14 protein-coding genes are annotated in these 17351 nt (G+C 44.7%); 6 read left to right on the top strand and 8 right to left on the bottom strand.

The window, feature by feature from the left end; genetic code table 11:
• Positions 1 to 11: 11 nt before the first annotated feature.
• Positions 12 to 1088: an iron-sulfur cluster carrier protein ApbC gene (apbC, locus tag RXX31_RS10270; protein WP_317589161.1), complete on the bottom strand. Its 1077-nt coding sequence runs from the start codon at positions 1086 to 1088 to the stop codon at positions 12 to 14.
• A gap of 161 nt (positions 1089 to 1249) precedes the next feature.
• On the opposite strand from apbC, the gene metG reads away from it, so the two are divergent.
• On the top strand, positions 1250 to 3325 hold the full coding sequence (gene metG / locus RXX31_RS10265; RefSeq protein WP_317589160.1) for a methionine--tRNA ligase: 2076 nt from the start codon (positions 1250 to 1252) through the stop codon (positions 3323 to 3325).
• Positions 3326 to 3539: 214 nt separating this feature from the next.
• The gene (locus tag RXX31_RS10260) at positions 3540 to 4346 is read left to right on the top strand and encodes a hypothetical protein (RefSeq protein ID WP_317589159.1); all 807 of its coding nucleotides are present in this window, start codon (positions 3540 to 3542) and stop codon (positions 4344 to 4346) included.
• An 84-nt stretch (positions 4347 to 4430) separates the two neighbouring features.
• On the opposite strand, the gene fadR is transcribed toward RXX31_RS10260, so the two are convergent.
• Positions 4431 to 5270, bottom strand: coding sequence for a fatty acid metabolism transcriptional regulator FadR (fadR, locus tag RXX31_RS10255; RefSeq protein ID WP_317589158.1), 840 nt, complete (start codon positions 5268 to 5270; stop codon positions 4431 to 4433).
• A 641-nt stretch (positions 5271 to 5911) separates the two neighbouring features.
• Here fadR and nhaB point away from each other — a divergent pair.
• Positions 5912 to 7498 carry a Na(+)/H(+) antiporter NhaB gene (gene nhaB / locus RXX31_RS10250; protein WP_317589157.1) on the top strand — a complete coding sequence of 529 codons (1587 nt, stop codon included), beginning with the start codon at positions 5912 to 5914 and terminating at the stop codon, positions 7496 to 7498.
• 118 nt (positions 7499 to 7616) lie between these two features.
• Positions 7617 to 8153, top strand: coding sequence for a disulfide bond formation protein DsbB (dsbB, locus tag RXX31_RS10245; protein WP_317589156.1), 537 nt, complete (start codon positions 7617 to 7619; stop codon positions 8151 to 8153).
• 61 nt (positions 8154 to 8214) lie between these two features.
• Here dsbB and RXX31_RS10240 read toward each other — a convergent pair whose 3' ends face one another.
• Positions 8215 to 8823 carry an SEC-C metal-binding domain-containing protein gene (locus RXX31_RS10240; protein ID WP_317589155.1) on the bottom strand — a complete coding sequence of 203 codons (609 nt, stop codon included), beginning with the start codon at positions 8821 to 8823 and terminating at the stop codon, positions 8215 to 8217.
• A 168-nt stretch (positions 8824 to 8991) separates the two neighbouring features.
• Between RXX31_RS10240 and dusC the strand changes: the two genes are divergently transcribed.
• Positions 8992 to 9960 carry a tRNA dihydrouridine(16) synthase DusC gene (dusC, locus tag RXX31_RS10235; RefSeq protein WP_317589154.1) on the top strand — a complete coding sequence of 323 codons (969 nt, stop codon included), beginning with the start codon at positions 8992 to 8994 and terminating at the stop codon, positions 9958 to 9960.
• A 65-nt stretch (positions 9961 to 10025) separates the two neighbouring features.
• Here dusC and malZ read toward each other — a convergent pair whose 3' ends face one another.
• The 5 genes from malZ to yfbV form a co-directional block, all read right to left on the bottom strand.
• On the bottom strand, positions 10026 to 11852 hold the full coding sequence (gene malZ, locus RXX31_RS10230; protein WP_317589152.1) for a maltodextrin glucosidase: 1827 nt from the start codon (positions 11850 to 11852) through the stop codon (positions 10026 to 10028).
• A gap of 160 nt (positions 11853 to 12012) precedes the next feature.
• On the bottom strand, positions 12013 to 12807 hold the full coding sequence (locus RXX31_RS10225; protein ID WP_317589151.1) for an ABC transporter ATP-binding protein: 795 nt from the start codon (positions 12805 to 12807) through the stop codon (positions 12013 to 12015).
• Positions 12804 to 13739 (bottom strand): ABC transporter permease, encoded by a 936-nt coding sequence (locus RXX31_RS10220; RefSeq protein ID WP_317589149.1) that lies wholly within the window; start codon positions 13737 to 13739, stop codon positions 12804 to 12806. Before RXX31_RS10220 ends, RXX31_RS10225 begins: the two co-directional genes overlap by 4 nt.
• Before the next feature lie 187 nt (positions 13740 to 13926).
• The gene (locus RXX31_RS10215) at positions 13927 to 14892 is read right to left on the bottom strand and encodes an ABC transporter substrate-binding protein (protein ID WP_317589147.1); all 966 of its coding nucleotides are present in this window, start codon (positions 14890 to 14892) and stop codon (positions 13927 to 13929) included.
• 376 nt (positions 14893 to 15268) lie between these two features.
• A complete protein-coding gene (gene yfbV, locus RXX31_RS10210) occupies positions 15269 to 15721 on the bottom strand; it encodes a terminus macrodomain insulation protein YfbV (RefSeq protein WP_317589146.1) in 453 nt (150 codons plus the stop codon).
• A 345-nt stretch (positions 15722 to 16066) separates the two neighbouring features.
• Here yfbV and RXX31_RS10205 point away from each other — a divergent pair, with 345 nt between their 5' ends.
• Positions 16067 to 17263: an acetate kinase gene (locus tag RXX31_RS10205; protein ID WP_317589144.1), complete on the top strand. Its 1197-nt coding sequence runs from the start codon at positions 16067 to 16069 to the stop codon at positions 17261 to 17263.
• Positions 17264 to 17351 lie beyond the last annotated feature (88 nt).

The following is a 17351-nucleotide window of genomic DNA, read 5'->3' as shown; positions in this document are numbered from 1 at the left end:
GTAGTTAAGAATTAGTTCACCATTGTAAAACTGATTGCATCTGGCTTGGCTTTACCATGCCAATACATTGTGCTGCATACCCGGTCTGCGAGCTGTTTATAGTAACCAGCGTGCTCACTATCCGGTCTTCTAGCAACCGTAGGAACCCCGGCGTCAATGTCTTCACGCATCGAGATATGCAATGGGATTTGACCTAACAACGCAATACCAAACTCGCGACACATTTTTTCTGCACCGCCCATGCCAAAGATATGTTCTGTCGCGCCACACTGGCTACAGATGTGATAGCTCATATTCTCAACCACACCAACCACCGGCACATTGACTTTATCGAACATAGCCGCACCTTTACGTGCATCAGCCAATGCCAGGTCTTGTGGTGTCGTCACCAATACCGTTCCTGTTACTGGAATTTGCTGTGACAGCGTAAGTTGTATATCCCCGGTACCCGGTGGCATATCGATAACCAAGTAGTCCAACTCTGGCCAGTCCGTCTCGGTTAACAATTGCGACAACGCTTTCGATGCCATTGGACCACGCCAAATTGCAGCTTCCGACTTGTCCACCAGATAGCCAATAGAATGAGTATAGATCCCATGCGCAAAAATAGGCTCCATCCATTTTGAATCACGCACTTCTGGTTTAGCGTCTTCCTGACCAAGCATCATAGGAACCGAAGGACCATAGATGTCAGCGTCCAACAAGCCCACTTTTGCGCCGGATTGAGCAATCGCCAGAGCCAAGTTTACCGCCGTAGTTGATTTACCTACGCCGCCTTTTGCCGAGCTGACGGCAATGATGTTTTTTACTCCTTTAACATCATTGGACACGTGCGTTTCCAGAGCCTTAACACTCAGGTCAATTTGAAACGGAAAAGCAGGTACAGTGCCAGAACTTTGCTGCTGCTTGATCCAATCGCGTAACGCGGTTTGAAGTTCATTACTTGCGAATGGCAAAGTAATATCGACACCACCTTGAGCAGTGATAGTCACGACTCCGTTAATATCTGACCAATTATCCACCAACTGTGGGTGTTGGAACTGGTTAAACCAATGACAAAAATCTTGTTTTGAAGTGAACTGATGCATACGCCCTCCTTTTGAGTCCCATGCTACCACCGACCTATCGTAATCAGAACCCCAAAAAAACTAAGGCATTCCACAGTTTGACACCTTGGAGTTAGTGAGCTCATGGGGTAGTATTATCCATCAAAAATCTTTATACCTATCAAGAAAAGCGAATATTAAGTATGGCAAACGATCCAAGACCTCTTTCTTCAAGAAAAATGCTGGTAACTTGTGCCCTTCCGTACGCTAACGGTTCGATCCACCTTGGCCATATGCTTGAGCATATCCAAGCGGACATTTGGGTTCGTTACCAACGCCTACGAGGCAACACTGTAAACTTCATCTGTGCTGACGATGCTCACGGCACGCCAATCATGCTTAAAGCGCAACAGATGGGTATTACTCCTGAAGAGATGATTGCCGCCGTTAGCGAAGAGCACCAAAAAGACTTTGCTGGCTTTGATATCAGCTTTGATAACTACCACAGCACGCACTCCGAAGAGAACCGCGAGCTGGCTTCGCACATCTACCTGGAACTGAAGAAAAATGGCTTTATTTCTAGCCGTACTATTTCTCAGCTATTCGACCCAGAGAAAGAGATGTTCCTACCGGACCGTTTCGTAAAAGGTACCTGCCCTAAGTGTAAGTCTGAAGACCAATACGGTGACAACTGTGATAACTGTGGTGAAACTTACAGCCCAACAGAATTGATCAATCCAAAGTCGGCAGTATCTGGCTCGACGCCAGTAATGAAAGACTCTGAGCACTTCTTCTTCGACTTGCCTCAGTTTGAAAGCATGCTAAAAGAGTGGACTCGCTCTGGCTCGCTACAAGCTGAAACTGCGAACAAGATGCAAGAATGGTTCGAATCTGGTCTGCAACAGTGGGACATCTCACGTGATGCGCCATACTTTGGTTTCGAAATCCCTGGTGAGAAGAACAAATTCTTCTACGTATGGCTAGACGCACCTATTGGCTACATGGGCTCTTTCAAAAACCTATGTAACAAACGCGACGACCTAGACTTTGATGAGTACTGGAACAAAGACAGCTCAACAGAACTGTACCACTTCATCGGTAAAGACATTGTTTACTTTCACAGCCTATTCTGGCCAGCAATGCTTGAAGGTTCTGGTTTCCGCAAGCCTAACAACGTATTCGTACACGGTTACGTAACAGTAAACGGCGCGAAAATGTCTAAGTCTAAAGGTACCTTCGTCAAAGCGAGCACTTACCTGGAGCACCTAGACCCAGAATGTCTGCGTTACTACTACGCAGCGAAGCTAAACAGCCGTATCGACGACCTAGACCTTAACCTTGAAGACTTCACTCAGCGCGTAAACGCAGACGTGGTTAACAAGATCGTTAACCTGGCATCTCGTAACGCTGGCTTCATCGCAAAACGTTTTGAAGGCAAGCTGTCTGACAACTTTGCAGAGCCTGAGCTGTACAACGAGTTCGTTGCTGCTGCTGACCGCATCGCTGAGCTTTACGAAACGCGTGAATTTGGTCGTGCGATCCGCGAAATCACTGCGCTAGCGGATAAGGCAAACCAATACGTTGATGAAAAAGCACCGTGGGTTGTAGCAAAAGAAGAAGGCAAAGATCAGGAACTACAAGAAATCTGTTCTGTGGGTATCAACCTGTTCCGCGTACTGATGACTTACCTCAAACCAGTCATGCCTGCACTTGCTGCACGTACTGAAGCGTTCCTAAACCAAGAACTGACTTGGGAAAACATCGCTGCGCCACTAACTGGTCACGAGATCACTAAGTTCAAAGCGCTGTTCAACCGTATTGATCCTAAGAACATCGAAGCGATGATCGAAGCGTCAAAAGAAGATGCAGCAGCAGAAATGGCGGCGAAAGAGAAAGCGGAAGCAGAAAAGAACAAAGCTAGCCAAACTGAGCTAGACAAAGATCCAATCGCTGAAGAAATTGAGTTCGACGCTTTTGCTGCAGTGGATATGCGTATTGCTCGCATCATCTCTTGTGAAGAAGTGCCAAAAGCAAACAAGCTACTTAAATTCCAGTTGGATATCGGTGGTGAAACTCGCCAAGTATTCTCTGGTATTAAATCAGCATACAAACCTGAAGAGCTAGAAGGCAAGTTAACCGTAATGGTCGCTAACCTAAAACCTCGTAAGATGAAGTTTGGTATGTCTGAAGGCATGATCCTGGCAGCTGGCCCTGGCGGTAGTGATCTTTGGATCCTTGAGCCACACGAAGGCGCTCAGCCTGGTATGCGCGTAATGTAATCTAACTAGTACGAGTTAGACTTACTTCACATAATCCCCGCCAAACTGGTGGGGATTTTTTGATCAATTTCACAATCTAGTGCATTTATCGCACCAAAAACGAGCATAGCTACCCATTTAGGTCTAACAGCCCCTGTTTATCTCTAAAGTCGACTCGGAATAAATCTTGCATAACTACCTTAGCTAGGTCTTAAGAACTAACAAGGAGTTAGTCATGTTTGTTTTGATTTCGACATTACTGTCTATAGTAATTCTCGCTGGCATTTACCACCTTTCCTCAAAAAGAGAGCAACAGCATGCGAGTAAATATCAGTTACTAAAACTACTACGTGACGTAGTACACCTACTTCGTCGTCACCGCGCTGCGACACACTACTCTATTCAATTCAAAAAAAATAAAGATAAAGAAATAGAGGAGCTCAATCAGGTTTTGACTCAAAAACTTCTTCAACTGGTGGAATCGTCACGCTTAGAAAATAAACCTATGTATCGAGTCTTACAGATAAAAGTAGGCAAGATGCTGGAAGAATGGCGAGACAACAGTGTCGCTCGAAATCAGATGGAGCATGGTAAGCTGATCCGTCATTGCTTGTTCTTAATGGATGAGGTCACTATCGCTTGGTTAGCGAGCGAGCAAAGAGACGAACTCCATGATGAATACCATATTAGTTGGCAGGCGATCATCGACAACCTTGAAACCCTCACCCAGTTACGTATCTGTATCAGAGATTTTGATGATGAGTCCGATCAAGAGCGCTTAAAGAGCACGGCATCTATCATGCTTCGTAAACTGAATCAATTAGGAGTGATTGCGCCCCTCAGTATAGCGTCGCCTGTCGCTGTCCGTTCGATACAAGCGCTACACGATTATGTTGAGGGTAGAGTGACAGGGCTGACAGAAGAGCAGCTCTACAATATTACCTCAGATTTGTCTTTGACGATTTTTAATACCTATGACCATGTGCTTTCTACTATTGTAGAAACGCTTTACTTACCCTTACCCAGACTCACATTAGCGTAATCGTCACCCGTTCACATTTAGCAATGATAATAAAAAACCGCAGACTTTATCTGCGGCTTTTTTACTCATTAGCAAGTGTCAAACTCAGCTATCATCTTCTGTGAAGTTAGTTGGTAGTTGCTTCTTCATCTCGTTCCAAATCAACGCACTTTCGATACCATAGTGGCGGATAACCACAGGAAGCTGGTCACGCTCAGCATTTTCGCACGTCTCCAGAAGTTGACGGTAGAACTTTAATGCAAGCTCGCGAGAGGCAGGATTAGAGAAATAGTAGCTACCGACTCGGTCATATAACTTCTTCAAGCCATTAAAGATAAGACCATAAATTTGGTTGCCAGAATGGAAGGCTAAGCGTTGAAACAGCATGTAGTCATAGAAGTTAAACGTTTTAGCGATAAGAATCTCTTGTCGCTTAGCTTCGTCTTTTTCGTTCTCTTCTTTAACGTTTTGCAGCACTTTCTCAGCATACGGGGAAGAAGCGATAAACTCATCCCAAGACGTGGCATTCATCAGGGATTCACAAGAGTCAATAACGTTCTTGATAGTGCGCTCAGAGCTTTCTTTATTGACCTTAAACGCGTAACGCATGAAGATTGGACTGATGTTAGTGCGTGCTGCAAGCAAATCTTCTACAATATTCGTCGCATTATCAACATCCAACGTCATCAAAGTATCCAAAATATGCAGACCTGATGTCTCCATGAATTGGTTTACTTTTGTTGGTTTGCCGTGCTGAATTGTCAACCACCCGTCTCGCGCTAGTCGTTGAAGAACTTCTCGCAACGTCGTGCGAGTAACACCGATAAGTTCAGACAGCTCACGCTCAGCAGGTAAAATTGAGCCTGGAGGAAAACGGCCGTTCCAAATGCTCTCGATAATGTACTTTTCTGCAAATCCAGCAGGGCTTTTCGCCTTTATGACCATTCTACGTTTTATCCAATGTTGATTTTTGAGGGTCGATACTACTCATCATACCACTAGTTAACGGTTTGAGAAAACTAACGAACAATATTTGAAACACTCATGACATAGAACAAAAACTCTACAAGGTGTCTCAATAGTGAATCATCAATATCCCTGCTCTAACAAGTAAAACCAACCTTTTACTTTAAAATACCGACCATAATTTCCCGGAAAATAACGAAACTTTGGTCACACTTTTATATTTAAAATATGAAAAATTAATTTGTACTTGCTCTACAATTTTTTCAGTTACATTATTATTTTTCGTACTTCGTCATCATTTAGAATCCCAAAGGGAGTTTTCTAAAACTTTCATGATATAATACCGCGCGTTCGATCGCGTTATTACATTAGAAAAGTTGTTTAAGTCAGAAGCCTTACGCTTCGTTATTGACTATTAATAACGTGAGTGTAGAGTTTGCGATCGAAAATGAGCGGTGCTTAAGTTCAAAGGAAGTCACTTGGCAAGACTACAATAAAACAAAGGATTGTTGTTTTACTAAGTTACTGTTTTAAAAGACTAGACAATAAGTCTAACAAACAGATACTTATGCACTATTTAGTAGTGTCTATTCATAAATTTTATTATAAAGAGATTTATCATGCCGATATCGCTCGGAAACGCTTTTATCAAAAACTTTTTAGGTAAAGCGCCTGATTGGTACAAAGTTGCCATTATAGCCTTCTTAATAATTAACCCTATTATTTTCTTTTTTATCAGTCCATTTGTTGCTGGATGGTTGCTGGTCGCTGAATTTATTTTCACGCTAGCTATGGCGTTAAAATGCTACCCATTACAGCCAGGTGGTTTACTTGCAATAGAAGCTATTGCAATTGGAATGACTAGCCCTTCGCAAGTGAAACATGAGTTGGTAGCGAATATTGAAGTGTTGTTACTTCTTATATTCATGGTTGCCGGCATCTACTTCATGAAACACCTTCTGCTGTTTATTTTTACCAAAATATTACTTGGCATTCGCTCAAAAACGCTTCTTTCACTGGCATTTTGTTTTGCCGCGGCGTTTTTATCCGCGTTTTTGGATGCACTGACCGTTATTGCTGTGGTTATCAGTGTTGCAGTGGGCTTCTACTCGATATACCACAAAGTGGCGTCAGGTAACCCTATCGGTGACCATGATCATACACAAGATGACACCATTACCGAGTTAACTCGTGATGACTTGGAAAACTACCGTGCATTCTTACGTTCATTACTCATGCACGCTGGTGTGGGTACTGCACTAGGTGGTGTGACAACTATGGTTGGTGAACCGCAAAACCTTATCATCGCCGATCAGGCAGGTTGGTTTTTCGGTGAATTCCTAATTCGCATGTCACCCGTTACGTTACCTGTTCTATTCTGTGGCTTGATTACTTGTGCACTGGTAGAAAAGCTAAAAGTCTTTGGTTACGGCTCACAACTGCCAAACAACGTTCGCCAAATTCTCGTCGACTACGACCGCGAAGAGCGTAAAACACGTACAAATCAAGATGTAGCGAAGCTTTGGGTTCAGGGCATTATCGCAGTATGGCTCATTGCCGCTCTTGCATTACACTTGGCAGCAGTTGGTCTGATCGGGCTTTCGGTTATTATTCTGGCAACGTCGTTTACTGGTGTTATTGATGAACATTCAATGGGTAAAGCGTTTGAAGAAGCATTGCCATTTACCGCTTTACTTGCCGTGTTCTTCTCTATCGTAGCCGTAATCATAGACCAACAGCTATTTAAACCAGTGATTGATGCGGTACTCGCTGTAGAAGACAAAGGCACCCAACTTGCTCTGTTCTATGTGGCTAACGGCTTGTTATCCATGGTTTCGGACAACGTGTTTGTCGGTACGGTTTATATTAACGAAGTAAAAACTGCGCTTATCGAGGGTCTGATTACCCGTGAGCAGTTTGATTTACTGGCAGTGGCGATCAATACGGGTACCAACTTACCTTCTGTTGCAACGCCAAACGGACAAGCAGCGTTTCTATTCCTACTAACTTCAGCACTCGCACCGCTAATTCGTCTATCTTATGGTCGAATGGTTATCATGGCATTGCCATACACTGTGGTGTTAGCGATTGTAGGTCTAATAGGGATTATGTTCTTCTTAGAGCCAGCCACCGCATCTTTCTACGATGCTGGTTGGATAACACTACACAATGCTGATTTAACCCCAGCAGTTTCAGGTGGGCACTAAGGCATGTCGACCTTTTGGGGTTAACATGTCCTAATATTTAAGTAGATTAAGAAACTTTTACACGATAAAAAGCTCTGAGTAATCAGAGCTTTTTCTTTTTTCAGACAGGATTGAAACCGTGAATATTTTTAGATCACTAAACCAGTTTTCCAAGGGACGCTTATCTTGGCTGCTTCTTCTCTTGTTTATCATTATTTTTGAAGCATGTGCCCTCTACTTTCAACATGTCATGATGTTGGCCCCGTGTGTCATGTGTATTTACGAGCGAGTGGCGATGTTGGGAATTGGCGGGGCCGCAATAATCGGCTTTATATCACCTAGCAATCCACTGTTCCGCTGGCTAGGTTTGATCACATGGGGTCTTAGCGCTTACAAAGGTTTGCTGCTTGCGCTACAGCACGTCGATTATCAGTTCAACCCATCACCGTTTGCGACCTGTGATGTATTCGTGACTTTCCCGAGCTGGGCTCCACTGAACCAATGGGCGCCTTGGATGTTCGAAGCTTACGGGGATTGTTCGGAGATTGTGTGGCAGTTCTTCACACTGTCGATGCCACAGTGGTTAGTGGTTATTTTTGCGGGCAACCTCGCTGTTCTTGCTCTTATCGTGATTGCGCAATTTTTCCCAGCAAGACGTAAGAATCCGATCCTTTAAAATTAGAGAAGCCGACCAATTGGTCGGCTTTATTTTTGTTGGTGAGTTGGAATAACCTAAGTTATTTACCGCAACACTGCTTGAATTTTTTGCCACTTTCACAAGGACAGGGATCGTTACGGCCAACCTCTTTAAATGGATTCAGGCTTTTCGCTTTGTTCCCTACCATAAGCTCATCCGCACCAAATGCGACTTCACTTACCATCAAATCAAGTTGATCAATCAGGTCACTCAATGCCGGTGGGTTCTCAATACCAGCATCACGCATATGCTGTTGAGTTGCAGCTTCATCGATTGCTAGCATCATAGTCGTTAGTAACGCTTGCAGCATACGCTGTAAACCATCATTAAGCTCAGCGCCTTGCCATTGTTCTTCAATCAGCGGCCAAACAGACATAAATCCTTCTGCGAAATCCGCTAATTGCTCCGAATCTTTATTGGTCAGGGCAAGTACTGAGTATTCGTTACGCAAAGTACGATTGTGCTGCTTATGAATCTGCTCTTCGACCGCTGGTTGAATCGCTTTAAAGTCTGTACCTAACAAAGGCTCTAGCCAAATCTCTGGCGACAAAGGCTTCGTGGTCAGGTTTGCGGCTAACACAGCCCCTTCAATGAACAGTGAAGATTCATCTAACTGAACTTCACCCTTTTCGATCAATGTGTATTGCATGACATCTGGTTTCCCATAAATTTGCCGGCATTATACCCTAGAGCTTTAGTCCGCGTAACCTCGCGATACCCGTTTGATAATATCGGCGCTTCGAGTCTTTTAATGACAAACTAGCTTTACATCGCTACAATCGCCCTCCTTTTATCACCAAACTGTATTAGGCAAACTATGCGAGTTGTATTAGGCCCAATGGAAGGCGTATTAGACCATTTGATGCGCCAAATTTTGACCGAAATAAACGACTATGATCTCTGCGTCACTGAATTCGTTCGAGTGATCGATCAGTTATTGCCGGATCACGTATTCCATCGTTTGTGTCCTGAGTTACTGCAAGGTTCTCAAACCACATCTGGTGTGCCTGTACATGTGCAATTATTGGGTCAAGAGCCCAATTGGATGGCCGAAAATGCTATCAAAGCAGCTGAACTTGGTGCTCGTGGTATCGATATCAACTTTGGTTGCCCTGCAAAAATGGTGAACAAAAGTAAAGGTGGGGCTGCACTTCTTCAACATCCTGAGTTGGTTCACCAGGTAGTAAAAGCGTGCCGCGAAGCAGTCCCTGAAAACATCCCCGTTACTGCTAAAATCCGTCTGGGTTGGGAAAACCCGGAAGACTGCTTTGAGATTGTTGATGCTGTCCAGTCTGCCGGTGCCAATGAGCTAACGGTTCATGCCCGAACCAAGCAAGGCGGATATAAAGCGTCAGAGATCAAATGGGAATACATTACGAAGATCCGCGAACGGTTCTCTATTCCGTTAATCGCCAATGGTGAGATCTGGAACCACGAAGACGGCCAACGCTGTATTGAAACCACAGGTGTTGACTCACTGATGGTTTGTCGAGGCGCGTTTAACATTCCCAACTTAGGCAATATGGTAAAACACAACCACCAGCCGATGTCTTGGCCAGAAGTGGTTGAATTGCTGATTTACTACTCTAAGTTTGAGATGAAAGGCGACAAAGGGTTGTACTACCCGAATCGGGTTAAACAATGGTTCTCTTATTTGCGTCAGGCTTATCCTGAAGCAAAAGATTTATTCCGTGAAATCCGCACATTTAATAAAGCCGCGCCTATCGTTGAGCATATTCAACGATATCAAGAAGAGTTGCTGTCAGGGAACTTACGAGTGGCTTAGGCTGTCACTGCCCCTAAAGCCTCTCTTTACTGATTAAGGCGAATCGATGCAGCAACAAAAAGTTGTCATTCGACTCGCCATAGTCTGCCAGTTTTTCCCTGAATAGTTAAACTAAGATTATTCTGATAATCAATAACTTCATTGCTATCCCATAAGTTATACAAGCTTGTAGGACTCAAGCCTAATTGCCATAGTGGTAGCTCAATGCGGTGCTCTTTACCGCTCATGTTAATTGCAACAACGACCGTTTCTTCTCCCAACTGCCTCGCATACACCAATGTATTATCACGGCAATACAACCATTGAATACTACCGGATTGCAGGCATTTGAATTGTTTACGGATGCTTATCCAGCGACGATAAATACCCAACCATTGAGATTTGCTCACTTCATGCCAAGGGAAACAGCGTCGGTTATCTGGGTCTAACCCGCCTTCCAATCCAACTTCACTGGCGTAATAGATACAAGGGGTTCCGACATAGGTCATTAACAACATTAGAGCGAGGTGCATTTTGTCTTCGCTGCCATGCACGAGCGTGAGAAATCGTGCCGTATCGTGACTATCAAGCTGATTAAGTTGAGACAACTGGTTCGCAAATGGAATCTTCGATCTCGCCTCATCTAACCACTCTTTGAACTCAATAGCATCGATCTGAATCGGGTCATACGTAATGTCTTGATCAGCAATAAATGCTCGTACCGGGTGAGCGAAACCATAATAATTCATTGCCCCATCTTCTTGATCACCTTGTAGCCACTGAGTGGCCTCAAAAAAATGTTCGCCAAGTACATACGCATTAGGATTAACGGACTTCGTTGCTTCACGGAACGCTTCAACGTAGCGAGTGTTGTTTTTCGCTCCTTCTCCTTCCCCGAGCATATGAATCACATCAAAGCGCCAGCCATCCACTGAGTAAGGAGCTTTTAGCCAATGTTTTATCACCGCGTGTTCGCCTTGATAAATGTAATCCCGAACCGCTTTATTTTCGAAGTTCAACACCGGTAAACTGCTGATGCCTTTCCAGCCAATGTAGTGGTTGCTGTCGCCGGCAAAAAAGTAGTAGTTGCGATATTTCGAATCCGGATTGCCGTAGGCGCCATCCCCTTGCATTTTTACATCGAACCAAGGGTGGTGAACTGACGTGTGATTAAACACCGCATCCAACACGATTTTCATCTGCTTAGAACGTATCTTGCTGCACAACTGAGCAAACTGCTCATTACTACCAAACATAGGATCAATGGTGAAGTAGTCGGTAGTATCGTATTTATGGTTACTCGGAGAACAGAAAACCGGGTTGAAATACAAAGCAGTAACGCCGAGATCTTCAAGATAATCCAGCTTCTGCGCAACACCTTGCAAATCTCCACCGAAGAACTCTCTAGCTCCGGTATTTTGATGGTCGCCAACGGTGTCTCCCCATGGCTTAACTATCGCCTCAGGATTATAGTCAGCATAGGCTTGTCGAATCGCTTGCTCATCCCGGCTTGCGGCAAAACGATCGGGGAAGATTTGGTAGAAGACTTGCTTTTGCACCCAGGATGGTGGCTGGTTTTTCACATTCAATTTAAAGTGAAATTCTTTCGGTGGCATCCGCTTTTGCACGCCACGCCCATCCAGCCAAAACTGTTGTGCGCCCTGAACTAGCTTAAACACATAGTGAGTCACGTCTCTGTCTTTATTTTGACAAAACGTTGCTTGCCAGAGTTTCAGTTCCCCACAACTGCCAGCGGGATGCATTGCGGTCAGATACTCCTCGTTGTCTGGCTCGGAACGGACATAGACACAATCAAAGTTGAGATTTTCCGTCTTCAACGTGACGGTTATGGTTTCTTCATCGAAAGAAAGTCCATCCGGTGTCTGACTATGGAAAATGAAAGGAAGGGTCATAGCAAGTAATCCTGTAACGGGCATATGCGATGACTTTACTATAGGATGTGAAAATAAAAATCCTCCTTGTGAAACTGCCAGCTAGCAATATTTCCCAAGGAGGATCACATTTGGTAGGCGTAGCTAAGCATGATTAAAGTTAGCTAACACACTAAACCAACTAATTGAGTAGTAAACTATCGTCAGAAAGTTCTTCACCACGGACTTTAGAGAACATTTCCAGCAAGTCTGGTACTTGCATATTGGCTCTTTGTTCTCCCGCCACGTCCAGAACAATTTCGCCCTGATGAAGCATCACGGTTCTGTCGCCACAAGCCAGGGCATCTTTCATTGAGTGAGTAACCATCATTACGGTCAAGTCAAACTCATCCACGATGCGTTTCGTCAGATCGATAACAAAAGCCGCCATTCGAGGGTCAAGCGCCGCTGTGTGTTCATCCAATAGCAACAACTTACTTTCTGACAAGGTTGCCATCACCAAACTAACCGCTTGTCGTTGACCACCAGACAATAACCCAATGCTATCCCCTAACCTGTCTTCTAGCCCTAAGCCAAGAATACTGATCCGGTCCTGGAATAGCTTGCGGCGTTTAGATGATAGTGCCAGTCCCCAGCCACGTTTTTTGCCACGCATATAGGCCAGCGCCATGTTTTCTTCTATGGTTAATTCGCCACAAGTACCGGCCAATGGGTCCTGAAAAACCCGCGCGCACTGAGTGGCACGCTGAGCCACTGATTGTCTGGTCACATCTTTGCCATCGATAATCACTTGCCCGCCAATCATCGGGGTTTCACCAGTGGTAGCGCCAAGTAACGTCGATTTACCGGCACCGTTAGAGCCTATGACGGTAAGGAACTGATGTTCAGGCACCTCAAGAGAGACCCCTTTTAACGCTCGGTTTTCCAGAATCGTTCCAGGGTTGAACGTCACTTGGATGTTATTGAGTTCAATCATAATGTCTCCCCTGAATCTTTTTTAGATACCGCCTGTTTCGCGTCAGAAACTCGTTGTTTGGCTTTCATACGCTGCTTTAGTTTTGGTGCTATCAATGCGACCGCAACCAATACAGCGGTAACCAAATTGAGATCCGATGCCTGTAGACCAAACATTCCGGAGCTCAAGGCAAAGGCAACCGCAAGACGATATAGTACCGAGCCAACGATAACAGCTAACACCGCCACCCAAATCTTACGGCCAGGAATCAGAGTCTGACCTAAAATCACCGCGGCTAAACCGACCACAATGGTACCGACACCCGATGTGACATCAGCAAAGCTGTTGGTTTGTGCAAACAGTGCGCCCGCAAAACCAACAAAACCATTTGACAATGCCAAACCAAAGAAAGTGTAGAAACCGGTACTGGCACCTTGAGCAGAGACCATTCGAGCATTAACGCCCGTTGCTCTTAAACCAAGGCCAAAGTCACTATTAAGCAGACGAACAACAAATAATGCGGAGAGTAAAACGAGTACGCCCACAACAAGTGGACGAACAAACATTGAATCACCCATTGCTTCAAAAGGCGTCAGGATTGTTTCCTCACCAAGCAACGCCATATTGGGTTTACCCATAATACGGATATTGATTGAAAACGCGGCAATCATGGTGAGAATTGACGCTAAGAGATGCAAAATACCGCAGCGGACAGCAAGGAAAGCGGTCACCCAACCCGTCATACCACCAGCGATAATTGCCATTCCTGTGGCAACCCAAGGGTTAATACCCGCAACGATGGCAGTAGCAGCAACAGCGGCCCCCATCGGGAAACTACCATCGACACTTAAGTCAGGGAAATCAAGTACACGAAACGTGAGGTACACGCCCAAAGCGACCAGCCCATAAATCAAGCCAATCTCAAGCGCGCCAAAAAATGCAAATGCAGACATAAAACGGCTCCTTTCTGCATGTTCAGATCAATATCGGGATCTGAAAGTAAGACTTCTCACTTAAGCCGGGACAAGCTTATTAACCAATGAAATAAACTATTTATTCGCTCAGGGTTCAGCGGGTGATGAGTGATTGAATCACCCGCTGAAAAAGTAATAAGCCTATTTCGCCCCAACAAAAAGTGACTTATTGCATGCTTGTCGCACGTTCTACTACTGAACTAGGCAGTTGGATACCCAGCTTTGAAGCGGCATCTTGGTTGATAACGAGATCTGATCCAGTAGCCACTTTGACATCTAGCTTGCCTGGCTCTTGGCCATCAAGAATGGCAGCAACATAATCAGCGGTTTGAACACCAACTTGGTAGTAGTCAAAACCAAGGCCCGCAATAGCGCCTTTTTCAACATAAGACGTAGCACCACCAAATACTGGCGTCTTAGCCTGATTCGCAGCGACGATCATACCTTCAATCGCACTGGCTACAGTATTGTCTGTCGGTGCGTAAATGATGTCGGATTTTGCAGAAATAGCCTGAGTCGCGGATTGCACGTCGGCACTTTTCAGAGCCGTTGCTTCTACAACTTCAATCCCTTTCGCTGCTGCACTCACTTTCAGAAGTTCGACCAAAGTTACCGCATTGGCTTCACCTGGATTGAAGACAACGCCGATACTTTTCACTTGAGGTAGGATTTCCTGGATAAGCTCAACATGCTGAGCCACTGGCGACAAATCGGAAAGGCCAGTCACGTTCTGTCCCGGCTGTTCCATGGTTTTTACCAGTTTTGCCCCTACTGGGTCGGTTACCGCAGTAAATACCACAGGAATAGAGCGCGTTGCGGATACGAGAGCTTGAGCCGATGGCGTCGCGATACCAACTAAAACATCTGGGCTTTCCCCGACAAATTGACGCGCGATCTGTACCGCAATCGCAGGGTTACCTTGTGCAGTCTTGTAGTCGAACTCCAGGTTTTTCCCTTGTTCGTATCCCTTCTCCTTCAACCCATCTAATAAGCCCTGACGAGTTGCATCTAATGCTGGGTGTTCCACAATTTGTGAGACCGCAACCGTTGCGGTGTTAGCAAGTGAACCAGCAGAAGAAAGAACGGCAGTCGCAGATAGTATCGCGGTGGCGAGTAAACGTTTCGTTTTCATCATAACTCCTTGATGTGTCTTCGTCCTTGTTCCGCAAGCATTAACCAATTGGTGAAAGCTCGCAAACCAAAAATAGGAAGGCGTTTTGTTGTGTTTGTAATAGAAATAATCGTGCACTTCTTGCGCATCTTATTTTTATTATTACTACTAAGTCTCAGTAAAGAAAAGAAACATTTAACAGCAAGACAACATTTGTGATCGCGGAAGAGTAATCTGGCCGGTCAAAAACAGCGTTAAAGAGGAAGATGTTTGCCAGAGTGAAGGAAAAGCGCCAAAAAGCAGTGGATCGAAAGGATGATTGATGAGTTATAAGCACAAAAAATGGAGTGCCTTTCGCCCACTCCACTTTCATTAATTCTCGAAGTTATCCGCTTATTTAGAACCAACGCTCTAGCGAGGATTTATCTAACTGACGAAAAGCACGATTTAGGATTAACGCTAGCTCTTTGTAGCGAGGCTTCGCTTTGATAGGTTCTAATGCAAAACCACTCTCAACGATTTTTTGGTGTAGCTCTCGATACCAGGAAGCCAAAGATGGAGGCAATGTGGTATTTGAACGAGTACCTAACCACCATATGCCCTGTAACGGTAAGCTAATCGCGAACAAGGCAACGATAATAGATTGAGGCAGAGCACTATAGTTGTTAAACGCCATTTGAGTGAGGACGCTGATCGCAGCAACAGCAGGCATGACTTTAATGCCAAATCGTGTGGCTTTTATGATTCTCTGCTCTGGAAATACGGCATTCAGTTCTTTACGAACCGGCCAGATTTCCATGTAATTTTGACCATCTTTCAGGCTATGGACTAATCCGACTTTATTACTCATACCACTCTCTCACTAAAAAATAGTTGAACGTTTCAACTGAAGGTGCAAAAAATTGATGAAAATTAATATTATTTCAAATTTTTTTTGTTATCATTGCCCATTATCGCTATCCTTTGCAGGCCCTCAACCTCATTGTTGCCGTTATTTACAATTTAAGCAACTATGAGGTCACTATCTGCATGGAACGCGTCATCGTGATGAGTGGGTTCATCACTACATCTTCATATGGAATTCGAACAATTTTTGACCAAGATTAGTACGCAGCATTGCTGGTATCGGCTATTCTTGTGATTAATTTTTCATTCTTTAACTGATTTTTATCAGACGAATAACAGGTAGTCATACATGTCTAAGCTAGTTTTAGTTTTAAACTGCGGTAGTTCTTCACTTAAATTTGCCGTGGTTGATGCCGAGAACGGCGACGAGCACTTATCAGGTCTTGCTGAGTGTCTCCACCTTCCTGAAGCTCGAATCAAGTGGAAACTTGAAGGTAAGCACGAAGCTCAACTAGGCGACGGTGCAGCTCACGAAGAAGCACTAGCGTTCATGGTAGAAACTATTCTTGCTTCTAAGCCAGAGCTTTCTGAAAACCTAGCAGCAATCGGTCACCGCGTAGTACACGGTGGCGAGCAGTTCACTCAGTCTGCACTAATCACTGACGACGTACTGAAAGGTATCGAAGACTGTGCAACTCTTGCACCACTTCATAACCCAGCACACATCATCGGTATCAAAGCAGCTCAAAAATCTTTCCCAGCACTGAAGAACGTTGCTGTGTTCGATACTGCATTCCACCAAACAATGCCTGAAGAGTCTTACCTATACGCTCTTCCATACAACCTGTACAAAGAGCACGGCATCCGTCGCTACGGCATGCACGGTACTTCACACCTATTCATCACTCGTGAAGTTGCAGGTCTACTTAACAAACCAGTTGAAGAAGTAAACATCATCAACTGTCACCTAGGTAACGGCGCTTCTGTATGTGCAGTTAAGAACGGTCAATCAGTAGACACTTCTATGGGTCTGACTCCTCTTGAAGGTTTGGTAATGGGTACTCGTTGTGGTGACATCGATCCTGCGATCATCTTCCACCTGCACGACGCACTAGGCTACTCTGTTGAGAAAATCAACACAATGCTAACTAAAGAGTCTGGTCTACTAGGTCTGACTGAAGTAACTTCTGACTGTCGTTTCGTTGAAGACAACTACGGTGAGAAAGAAGAAGCAACGCGTGCAATGGACGTGTTCTGTCACCGTCTAGCTAAATACGTAGCGGGCTACACTGCGTCAATGGACGGTCGTTTAGATGCAATCACTTTCACTGGCGGTATCGGCGAGAACTCTGGTCCTATCCGTGAAATGGTTCTAAACCGTCTAGGTATCTTCGGTATCCAAGTTGACAGTGAAGCAAACCTTAAAGCACGTTTCGGCGGCGAAGGTACTATCACTACAGCGGACAGCCGCATTCCAGCAATGGTAATCTCTACAAACGAAGAGCTTGTTATCGCTGAAGACACTGCACGCCTAGCAGGTCTTTAATGAATACACAGGCTAACCAATTGGTTAGCCTGTTTTTCTTCAAACGAATTTCTTTAGGGGCTTAGTTCCTATTCTTTGAGTTTCATGG

The sequence above is a fragment of the Vibrio sp. EA2 genome (assembly GCF_033042495.1).
Taxonomy (GTDB): Bacteria; Pseudomonadota; Gammaproteobacteria; order Enterobacterales; family Vibrionaceae; genus Vibrio.
This window is presented reverse-complemented; position numbering and strand designations above follow the sequence as displayed.